Origin of the sequence: Ruminococcus sp. CAG:57 (assembly GCF_000435935.1) — a bacterium.
In the GTDB taxonomy this organism is placed as follows: Bacteria; Bacillota; Clostridia; order Oscillospirales; family Ruminococcaceae; genus Hominimerdicola; species Hominimerdicola aceti.
Window position 1 is genome coordinate 83,440 of record NZ_FR890700.1, and the last position, 10,217, is coordinate 93,656.

A 10,217-nucleotide genomic window follows, 5' to 3' on the forward strand; every position below is an offset into this window, starting at 1 on the left:
AAATCGCAAACAACAATATTGTGAGTGACGGCAATATCATAAATAACCGCAATATTGTGGAATAACGGGCGAACAATGTTCGCCCCTACATAATTATTTGTGCGGCACTGAATTTTAGTCCTCTGCAAAAAGTGCCTTAGCTTTTTCTGCACTGTAATAATGCTCCAGATGTTCTTCGTCAACACGGTCAAGCTCTGATTTCGGCAGTGTGGAGAGCAAGCTCCAGCCTAGGTCGAGAGTTTCGTCTATGGTGCGGTTCACGTCAAAGCCTTGGTCGATAAAATGCTTTTCAAAAAGCGTGCCGAATTTCAGATAGGCTTTATCGGTATCGGAAAGCTCCTCCTCACCGATAACGGAGGCAAGGCTTCTTGCGTCCTGCACCTTTGCATAGGCTGCAAAAAGCTGGTTCGACACCATTTGGTGGTCTTCCCTTGTATAGCCCTCGCCTATGCCGTCTTTCATAAGTCTTGAAAGGCTCGGCAGGATAGAAACAGCAGGATAAACACCTGTTTGGTCGAGGTTTCTGTCAAGAACTATCTGCCCCTCGGTAATATAGCCTGTAAGGTCAGGGACAGGGTGGGTGATATCGTCATTCGGCATGGTGAGAATAGGTATCTGCGTAACAGAGCCTTTTGCACCCTTTACAATGCCTGCTCTTTCATAGATAGAGGCAAGGTCGGAATAGAGATAGCCCGGATAGCCTTTTCTTCCCGGTATCTCCCCCTTTGATGAGGAGAACTCTCGCAAGGCTTCGGCATAGGAAGTCATATCTGTGAGGATAACGAGAATGTGCATATCATGCTCAAAGGCAAGATATTCGGCACAAGTCAGGGCGCATCTTGGAGTGAGGATACGCTCTATGATAGGGTCGTTGGAGAGGTTTAAAAACATTGCGACTCTCTGCAAAACGCCTGTTTCCTCGAAACAGCGTTTGAAATAATCTGCAACATCGTTTTTTACGCCCATTGCTCCGAAAACTATTGCGAAATCCTGTCCGTTTTCGTCGGCGATTTTCGCTTGCCTTACTATCTGCACGGCGAGCTTATTATGGGAAAGTCCCGAACCTGAGAAGATAGGGAGTTTCTGACCTCTTATAAGGGTAGTAAGGGCGTCTATGGAGGATATTCCTGTGTTTATATAGTTTCGAGGATATGTTCTTGAAACAGGGTTAAGGGGCGAGCCGTTTATATCACGGTACTTTTCGGGGAAGATATCTCCCAATCCGTCGATAGGCTTGCCTGCTCCGCTGAATATCCTGCCCAGCATTTCGGTAGACAATGCAAGCTCCATAGGCTTGCCCTGAAAGCTTGTGGTGGTATTAACAAGGGAAAGTCCTTTTGTTCCCTCGAAAACCTGCAAAACAGCTCTGTCTTTTTCCACCTCTACAACTCTTGCAAGGCGGCGTGTGCCGTCATCAAGTTTTATTTCTGCCATTTCGTCATAGGAAATGCCGCTTACATGGTCAAGTGCAACGAGCGGTCCGTTTATTTCGCTAAGACCGATATATTTTACGTTCACGCTCCTGCACCTCCTGTCAAAGCCTCCATATCGGCTTTCATATTCTTTTCGTATTCGTCAAAAAGCTCTATTTTATCGTTCGGTATATCATACTTGACTTTGATAAGCTTTTCTATCCAGCCGCAGCCTATTATTTTATCAACGTTCACGCCCTGTGAAAGTGCTTTCTTTGCAAGGGCATAGAAATCTGTGATAAGCTTCATCATGCGGTACTGCTTATCAAGTGGGACGTAGGTATCGTCCTTATGATAGGCGTTTTGCTGTAAAAAGCCTACTCTTACGGCTCTTGCGGTTTCGATAAGAAGCTTCTGATCGTCAGGGAGGACGTCAGTACCCATGAGCTTAACTATCTCCATAAGAGTATTTTCCTCAACGAGGATATTTGATATCTCCTGTCTGACTTTCATGAAGTTCTCATTGACGTTTTTATTATAATAATCTGCAAGGTCTTCTGTATACTCGGAATAGCTTGTGTTCCAGTTTATTGCAGGATAATGTCTTGCATAGGCGAGAGATTTATCCAGCGCCCAGAAGCAACGTACAAAACGCTTTGTATTCTGTGTGACAGGCTCGGAAAAGTCAGAGCCTTGGGGCGAAACTGCTCCGATTATAGTAACAGAGCCTTCCTTGCCGCCCAGAGTTTCAACATAGCCTGCACGCTCATAGAACTCAGAAATTCGTGACGGCAGATAGGCAGGGAAACCTTCCTCGGCAGGCATTTCTTCAAGTCTGCCTGATATCTCACGGAGAGCTTCTGCCCAACGTGAAGTAGAGTCTGCCATAATTGCGATATGATAACCCATATCACGGTAATACTCGGCAAGGGTTATGCCCGTATAGATAGAGGCTTCACGGGCGGCGACAGGCATATTTGAAGTGTTTGCGATAAGCACTGTTCTGTCGGTAAGCGGTCTTTGTGTTTTCGGGTCGATAAGCTCTGAGAACTCCTCAAGCACCTGCGTCATTTCGTTTCCACGCTCGCCGCAGCCTATATAGACGATTATATCTGCGTCACACCATTTTGCAAGCTGGTGCTGGGTCATGGTCTTGCCTGTGCCGAAGCCCCCAGGGATAGCGGCTGTTCCGCCCTTTGCAACAGGCAGAATAGTATCAACGATACGCTGACCTGTTACCAACGGCTTTGTAATAGGCAGGCGGTTTTTGCATGGTCTTGATGTTCTGATAGGCCATTTCTGGCAGAGGGCAAGCTCCTCTACTGCTCCGTTAGGGGCTTTTATTTTTGCCACAACGTCATTTATTGTATAGTCACCGTTTTCGGCAGTCCATATGACCTCTCCGCCTTTTGACAGAGGGGAAAGCATACACTTATGTGTGATAAGTGGCGTTTCGGGGCAGGTGCAATAAATATCCCCTGCGGAAAGCTTATCCCCTGTTTTCACTGTCATTGTAACGGGATACTTTTTCTCTGTATCAAGCGAGCTTATGTCTGCACCGTCAGCGATAAATGCGCCTGAGACTTCCTCAAGCTTTTTAAGCGGTCTTTCTATGCCGTCGAAGATGTTATTTATTATACCGGGGCCGAGGGTTGCGGACATTGGTGCGCCTGTTGAGATAACAGGCTCGTCAGGCATAAGCCCTGTTGTGCCCTCATAGACCTGAATGGTGGTAAAATCGGACTGCACTCTTATGACCTCGCCGATAAGACGCTTTTTGCCCACATAGACCATTTCCTGCATGGCAAAGCTTTTCGTATCTGCAACCTTTACTACAGGTCCGTTTACCGAATATATTTTATCCATAAAAAACTCCTTATTACCCAAGCACAAGCTCGGCTTTTTCAGTAAAGGCTGAACGCTGCCCCTCAAATGCTGAATCAAAGGTATAATCAAGTGCTATACCAATATCCTCATAGACCATGAGCATACCGCCAAGCTCTATGGAATCTCGGCTTTTTACTTCAAAGTCTGCAAGGTCAGAGGCGTATTTCATATCCTCAGGTGAGAGGTAGATAACGCCCTTATGCTCGGGATAGGTCTGTTTGCATTTTTCGGCTTTTTCTTTTAGCCAAGACTTATAATCTCTGCTTGCTTTGAAAGTCGCAAGCCTGCTTTTTACGTTGTCAAAAACGCTGTCTATAAGCTTTTCTCTATGGCAAAGCACGTTTCTTTTAGCTTCAAGCTGTTTTGAAGATATTTCCCTTACGGCTCTTGCCTCCTCGGTCTTATCTGTGGCGGCTTTTTTTGAGTCTGCGAGGCTTTGTGCTTCTATTTTCGCCTGAGCAAGCTCGTTTTCACGCTGTTTATCAGCGGATTCGGTTATGAGCTTTGCCTGTTTTTCAGCGTCCTCAAAGACAGCCTGCTTGAAGCGTTCAAGTTTTATCGTCTGATTTTCCATTACTAAACTCCTATCAAAATCACAGCTTTATTCCCACTGCTTCTGCGAGATAGTGGGAAATGGTATCAGATATCTTTGATGTGGCATGGCGGTCTGGTATTTCAACTATGAGGGGCGTTTCTCTTGTGAGCTTATAGTCATAGACCTTTTCTCTGCACTGCTTGACTGCAAGCTCTGTCATAAGCACAACGCCCACGTCCTTCATTTCCATAGCCTTATCAAGTGCGTTTGACACCTCCTCGGAGGTATGCACCACAACGCCCTCGATACCTGAAAGTCTCATGCCCATTTGGGTATCTATATTATCGCTGATAAGATAAAATCTCATGTTAGATGCCCAGTGCAGTGCCTACGTTTGAGATTATAAGGATAGCGATAAGAAGTCCATAGAGGGCGATACCTTCGCCAAGAACAACGAAGATAAGAGCCTTTACAAAGTTCTTAGGGTCTTCTGAGGTTGCACCGATAGCGGCTGGAGCGCCTGCGGCAACAGCTATGCCTGAACCTACGCAGGAAAGTCCAACGGCAAGGGCTGCTGCAAGGTAGCCAAGGCCTGCGCCTGTTGAAAGGGCTGCCTTAACGCCCTCCTCGCTTGCGGCTGAAACAAAGTTACCTACAGGGACGATAAGAGCGCATAGCATTATGCCTGCAAATGTACAGAGATTGCCGATAAAAGCACCCTTTGGCGATCTTCCGTTCTTTATTTTCTTTGCGGTGAAAATGAATGGTACGCAAAGAAGTGCGACTGCTATAAGTGGGAGCAGGAAATAGATAAGCATAGTTGATTCCTCCAAAAAAATTATTTTTACTTTAGATTTTACGAATTACATTGTACGGGTATGGATAATGGTCGGGGTAAAATGCCCGTCACGGCAAGTGACCGAACGATGTTCGCCCCTGCAAAACAATACCACAAATTTGATATCATTCTGTTTGTGCAGTAAATTTTACACCAACAGGCTCGAATGGTTTTCCGCCGCCCTCATAGAAGCGGGAGAATATCTCATAAAATTCAAGTCTGATTATCTGAATGGCAACTATCATGCCCTCCATTACCATTACAAACAGGTTGCCAAGCACAAGCACAAATGGCTGTGCGGCGGCGGAACACATTTCCATAAGGGTCATTACCACTAGCATCATGCCTGCGTGGGAAAGGACAAATCCGCCCACACGGAGAAATGACATAGTATTTGAAACATAGCTCAGCAGGAACTCAAACATTTCAAAGAAGTTCTCAACTATAAAGTTGCCCACGGTCATTTTTTCCTCGTCCTCGGACAAGCGCCACTGTTTATACTTCACGGCGATAGAGAAAGGTGTTCGGCAGAATATGCACACCAATGGTATTACGATAAGGAAAATGACGAACGGAGTGGACATGACTTTTACATCGAACATGAGCGTTCCAACAAGTCCTGCCGCAACGGAGCTGTAGAACACAAGTCCTGCGATACCGTTACAGCCGAAAATGGCTTTTTCGTAATCCTTATTTTTAAAGCCGATATAGATATTGAGTATCATTGAGATAACGATAAGTGCCACACCTATGGCAACGGCAGTTATGAGGATAAAGTTCGTTTGCTTGAAAACCTTTAGGGGCAGGAAGTCAAGTCCTATATTCTCAAACACAGGGTCTAAAAGCTCTTCATAACCGAAGAACGAGCCATAGAGAGTGCCGAATATCATACTTGATATGCCAAGGCGTGTGACAAGACCGCTTATTTTTGCTCCTAGCTTTTTCTTTAAGGCAAGTCCGCCTAGAACGATAAGAAGTCCTTGTCCCAAGTCGCCGAACATTATGCCGAAAAGCAGAGTATAGGTTATTGCCACGAAGGCTGTCGGGTTATAGCCTTTATACTCAGGCAGACCATACATTTCCACAAGCATTGTGAAAGGTCGGGTCAAAAAGTTGTTTTTAAGCACTGTAGGCGGCTCACATGAGGCGTCTGCGTCAGGTGGGAGATAGACCACTGACACTGAACGCATATCCTCGAAAAGCTTACCAAAGCGGTCTTTTTCCTTTTCGGGGATAAAGCCTTTAAGATAAAACTTATCGTTTAGTGCGGCGGCATTTCGCCGCAGGTCAAAGGTATCGTGGATAAACCTTAGTTTTGAAAAAGCTTTTTGCAGTTCAGGCTCTGCTTTTGCGGCAAGCTCGTTTATCTGCTCGTTTATCTTTGCGTTCTCAACTGTATCTGCGTCTATAGTTTGTTTTAGCTTTTCCAAGGCTTCGTCTGCGTCGCCTGATACATAGGACGGTATCCGTATCCTTTCAAAATACATTGAGTGGAAGATATCATCAACACGCTGTTTATCACGTTCAGGGACGAAATACATTCCCCAGCAGAAGCTTTTTCCCGTTTCAAAGGGGACAAAGAAGAAATTCTCGTTATAATAGTCAAGCTTCGGCAGGTTATCCACAGGCAGCTTTCCGATACGGACGGAAACATACTTCATTGAGAAAAGCTGCTGAAAGTCGCTGTGCATACCTTTCAGGTGGTCTATTTGTCTGACCGCCCCTCCAAGCTCTGAGATACGCTGAGTAAACTCCAACCGCTTTGTATTAAGCTCGCTGAAAGGGGTATTATACTTTTCAAACAGGGAGTTAAAATCCTGCGGAACTGACAGGTCACACTCAGTAAAATCAGTTTCCTTTAGAGTTATACCAAGCTGTGCGGAAAGCTGGGCAAGCTCTTTCAGAGGTCGGTCATACTCGTTTTTCTCGCTGAGGGGCTTCATTGCGCTGTCGGGAGAATTGCCCGCAGGCTCGATATGAAAACAGCCGCTTTCACAGCACCTTTTCAAGGTGGCGTCAAGCTCGTCCATAAGACCTGCTATATTCACAAGGGACATTTTTTCTATAGCCAATCACATTATCTCCTTTCCTGAGAATTTACCGCTCAGGCGGTGATGATAAGATCCTTTTCAACTGCCGAGGGGTCGGCATTATATCTTATCGCTTCGATTATATGCACGATGTTCAAGGCTTCCGTACTGCACAGTTTCATAAAGGCATAGAGTGAAACCGGTGCGGCGGTGCTTTGGGCGAGGATATGAGAAAGATAGCAAAACTGTGAACTTCGGACTATACTTTCGATATATTCAGAGGCCTGTTTGCAACCCTTTGAATACTTTGATCTTTTCACCCATTCGAGCATATCTTCGGGGCTTTCAAGCTCATAATACTTATCAAGTCTTTTAACTGAGCCTGTGCCTGTTTTTATTCTTATCTGCCGTTTTTTTATCTCCTCGGAGGAGTAGCCAAAAAAGGCTTTCATACGGTAGGCGTTTATTATGTTAAGGCAATCTATCTCCCGGCTTATCATTTCTGAGAGCTGTTTGCTTTGCATTTCGGAAAAATCATGTTTTGCGGTATTTAAAAGCTCGGTATAATAGGCTGTTCTCAGCCTTAGCTCGCACTCGGTATAATCCGCTGAGCCGTCCTCCAAAGGCGGTATTTTCACCAGTATCTTATAATACGGTGTATTTCTTAGTATTTTAAGAAGCTGTTCATAGTTCTCGGCTCGGCTCATTTCAAGAAGGCTCACCTTTGAATGTTTTATGACATAGCCGGGAAGGTCGTTAAGGTAAGAATTATCAAGCCCTGAATTTATATTGTTTATCATGGACAGAATACATTCTATCTCCTTGCTTTTTATAAGGAAGTCATAAAAAGGCAGTTTATCAAGCTCCTGAAATCTGCACAGGCGCATATAGGTATTGAAATTCTCTCTTTGGAGAAGCGCCTCCACAAAACCTCTATGGACGGTATTTGGGTCAACGTCACGGAAGGCGTCTTTATATCTGGCTGAATGTGCAAGATAGTCTGCGGCTTCGGGGACTGTTCTTCGCATGAGCATTTCATGATAGTTCTCTTTAGTAAACATTCTGCCGTGGATATATTTTATTTTCGCCACTGTTCCGTTGGCAGACCAACTGTCAAGCATATTTTTTCAGCCCCTTTCACGGAGAATTTTTGCTCTACTTCGGAGAGATGATATTATCAAATATCTCCTTCTCCCACTGAGTATGTTTTTCTTCAAATATTTTATTGAGAACTGTTGTTTTCTCGTTCTGTGCGGAAGTTATCTTTTCGCTTTCGGTATTTATACGCTCTGTGACCTCTTTGGCTTTCTGCGTTTTATAGGCTTCGGCTTCTTTCAGGGCGTTTTCTTTCAGCTCCTGTGCTTCTTTCACTGTGCGCTCCAGCAGTTCGCCGCTTTCCATATCTGCTTTTTCAAGCTTGCCTGCAGCGGCTTTATCTGTTTGCAGTATTTCTGCTATCATATCCATATTATTCTCCCCTTTCAGGCAGGATAGTTTCATAACATTAATTGTACACCTTTTTGTCTTAAATAGCAAGTTTGAAGGGGTACAAAGCCATACTTTTTATATATTTTGCACTATCTATATGACTTTTCTTTGGACAAATTGCTCTATGTGTAATGATTTTAGTCAGAATACACATTTTATTTTACCCTGAATTTGAAAAATTAGTTGAATATCTGCGGTCATGTCACTTGACAAAAGGGGACAAAAGTGGTAAACTTGTATTTATCACGCACACATCTGTACTTTGGAGGTGGACTAAAATTGGAGAACGGGCAAAACAAACTTGTTATCGTAAGCTCTGAGGTGCTTCCTGACATTGTGCTAAAGGTGCTTGCCGCAAAGCGCATGAGGGCAAGGGGCGAAGTTTCCACTTCATCGGAAGCCTGCCGCAAGGTGGGGATATCGAGGAGCGCATACTACAAATACAAGGACTCCGTATTCAATTATGAAGAACAGCTCACAAACAACATCGTTTCGGTATACTGCATACTGAGAGATGAAAAGGGAGTGCTTTCCTCCATTATATCACGGCTTTACGAGTTGAACACGAATATTCTGACCATAAACCAGAATATCCCTATCGACTCGGTGGCGACGGTGACATTCTCGGTAAGATTTGAGCATGACGCACTTAGCACCAACGTGCTTACGGAGGAGCTTTCTAAAGTTCACGGCGTTGTGGAAGTCAAGATAATATCGGGAGAGTAAGGGTAAAATAAGATTTTAACAATATATAATTTATTAGGAATGAGGATTTTTTATGTGTAAAGTAGCAGTTATCGGTTATGGCGTTGTAGGCTCTGGTACGGTAGAGCTTTTTATGAAAAACCGTGAATCTATCTCAAAAAAGGTCGGCAAGGAATGTGACATCAAGTACATTCTTGATCTGAGGGATTTCCCTGATTCTCCATTTGCAGACAAAATGATAAAGGACTTCAACATCATTCTCAATGATGCCGAGGTAGAAGTAGTAGCCGAGGTAGTAGGCGGAACGACTTTCGCTTATGACTACACAAAGAAGCTTCTTGAACACGGCAAGAGCGTTGTTACATCAAACAAGGCGCTAGTTGCGGAAAAGGGTGCAGAGCTTCTTAAAATAGCAAGGGAACACAACTGCAACTATCTGTTCGAGGCAAGCGTTGGCGGCGGTATACCTATCATCAGACCGCTTAACAAGTGTCTGGCAGGAAACGAGATACTTCAGATATCGGGTATTCTCAACGGCACAACAAACTTCATTCTTACAAAGATGATAAAAGAGCAGATGTCATTCGACGATGCGCTGAAAATGGCTCAGAAGCTTGGTTACGCTGAGGCTGACCCTACGGCTGACGTTGAGGGCGAGGACGCTTGCAGAAAGATCTGTATACTTGGCTCACTTGCATACGGCAAGCACATTTATCCTGAAATGGTACACTGCTCAGGCATAACAAAGATCACACTTGATGATGTTGAATATGCTGCAAACGCAGGATATGTTATAAAGCTTATAGGTTCTGTAAAGAAGCTTGATGACGGCAGAGTGAGTGCTATCGTTTGTCCAAGACTTGTGCCAAAGTCAAATCTTCTTGCGTCTGTTGACGATGTATACAATGCTATCAGCGTAACAGGCGACGGTGTTGGCGACGTTATGTTCTACGGACAGGGTGCAGGCAAGCTTCCTACAGCTTCAGCGGTAGTAGGCGACATTATCGATTGTCTGAAGCATCATCACAGAGTGCTTGCTCTTACATGGGAAGATTGTGATGACAAGAACTTTGTTGCGCCATACAAGGACATGGACGTTTCAATGTATGTTCGCATAAAGGCTGAAAATGCTGAGGCTCTCAAGTCTTCTATTTCTGAGATGTTCGGAAAGCTCATGTATATAGAGCGTTCGGGCAGGACAGAGAACGAGCTTGCGTTTATCACGCCGAACATGAAAGAGGCTGACATTGACGCTAACCTGACTATCCTTTCACACTCCGCTGAGATCGCAAGCAAGATAAGGATATACTGATAAAAAAGCG

General features: G+C 44.6%; 10 protein-coding genes. 2 read left to right on the top strand and 8 right to left on the bottom strand.

Annotated features, from left to right (window positions below):
* Positions 1–114 precede the first annotated feature (114 nt).
* The 8 genes from QVO88_RS02880 to QVO88_RS02915 all read right to left on the bottom strand — a co-directional run bounded on the left by QVO88_RS02880 (position 115) and on the right by QVO88_RS02915 (position 8,169).
* Positions 115–1,518, bottom strand: a complete 1,404-nt coding sequence (locus QVO88_RS02880; protein ID WP_022287026.1) for a V-type ATP synthase subunit B — start codon at positions 1,516–1,518, stop codon at positions 115–117.
* Complete coding sequence (locus QVO88_RS02885) at positions 1,515–3,278, bottom strand: V-type ATP synthase subunit A (protein WP_022287027.1); 1,764 nt, start codon at positions 3,276–3,278, stop codon at positions 1,515–1,517. The genes QVO88_RS02880 and QVO88_RS02885 overlap by 4 nt, the downstream gene beginning before the upstream one ends.
* 13 nt (positions 3,279–3,291) lie before the next feature.
* Positions 3,292–3,873, bottom strand: coding sequence for a V-type ATP synthase subunit E (locus QVO88_RS02890; protein WP_022287028.1), 582 nt, complete (start codon positions 3,871–3,873; stop codon positions 3,292–3,294).
* A 19-nt stretch (positions 3,874–3,892) separates the two neighbouring features.
* Positions 3,893–4,201: a V-type ATP synthase subunit F gene (locus QVO88_RS02895; RefSeq protein WP_022287029.1), complete on the bottom strand. Its 309-nt coding sequence runs from the start codon at positions 4,199–4,201 to the stop codon at positions 3,893–3,895.
* A gap of 1 nt (position 4,202) precedes the next feature.
* A complete protein-coding gene (locus QVO88_RS02900) occupies positions 4,203–4,652 on the bottom strand; it encodes an ATP synthase subunit C (protein WP_022287030.1) in 450 nt (149 codons plus the stop codon).
* 145 nt (positions 4,653–4,797) lie between these two features.
* The gene (locus tag QVO88_RS02905; RefSeq protein ID WP_022287031.1) at positions 4,798–6,744 is read right to left on the bottom strand and encodes a V-type ATP synthase subunit I; all 1,947 of its coding nucleotides are present in this window, start codon (positions 6,742–6,744) and stop codon (positions 4,798–4,800) included.
* Positions 6,745–6,776: 32 nt separating this feature from the next.
* A complete protein-coding gene (locus QVO88_RS02910) occupies positions 6,777–7,823 on the bottom strand; it encodes a V-type ATPase subunit (RefSeq protein WP_022287032.1) in 1,047 nt (348 codons plus the stop codon).
* A gap of 34 nt (positions 7,824–7,857) precedes the next feature.
* On the bottom strand, positions 7,858–8,169 hold the full coding sequence (locus QVO88_RS02915) for a hypothetical protein (protein ID WP_022287033.1): 312 nt from the start codon (positions 8,167–8,169) through the stop codon (positions 7,858–7,860).
* Between the two features lie 300 nt (positions 8,170–8,469).
* Here QVO88_RS02915 and QVO88_RS02920 point away from each other — a divergent pair, with 300 nt between their 5' ends.
* Positions 8,470–8,916, top strand: a complete 447-nt coding sequence (locus tag QVO88_RS02920; RefSeq protein ID WP_022287034.1) for an ACT domain-containing protein — start codon at positions 8,470–8,472, stop codon at positions 8,914–8,916.
* Positions 8,917–8,968: 52 nt separating this feature from the next.
* Positions 8,969–10,207 carry a homoserine dehydrogenase gene (locus QVO88_RS02925; protein ID WP_022287035.1) on the top strand — a complete coding sequence of 413 codons (1,239 nt, stop codon included), beginning with the start codon at positions 8,969–8,971 and terminating at the stop codon, positions 10,205–10,207.
* Positions 10,208–10,217 lie beyond the last annotated feature (10 nt).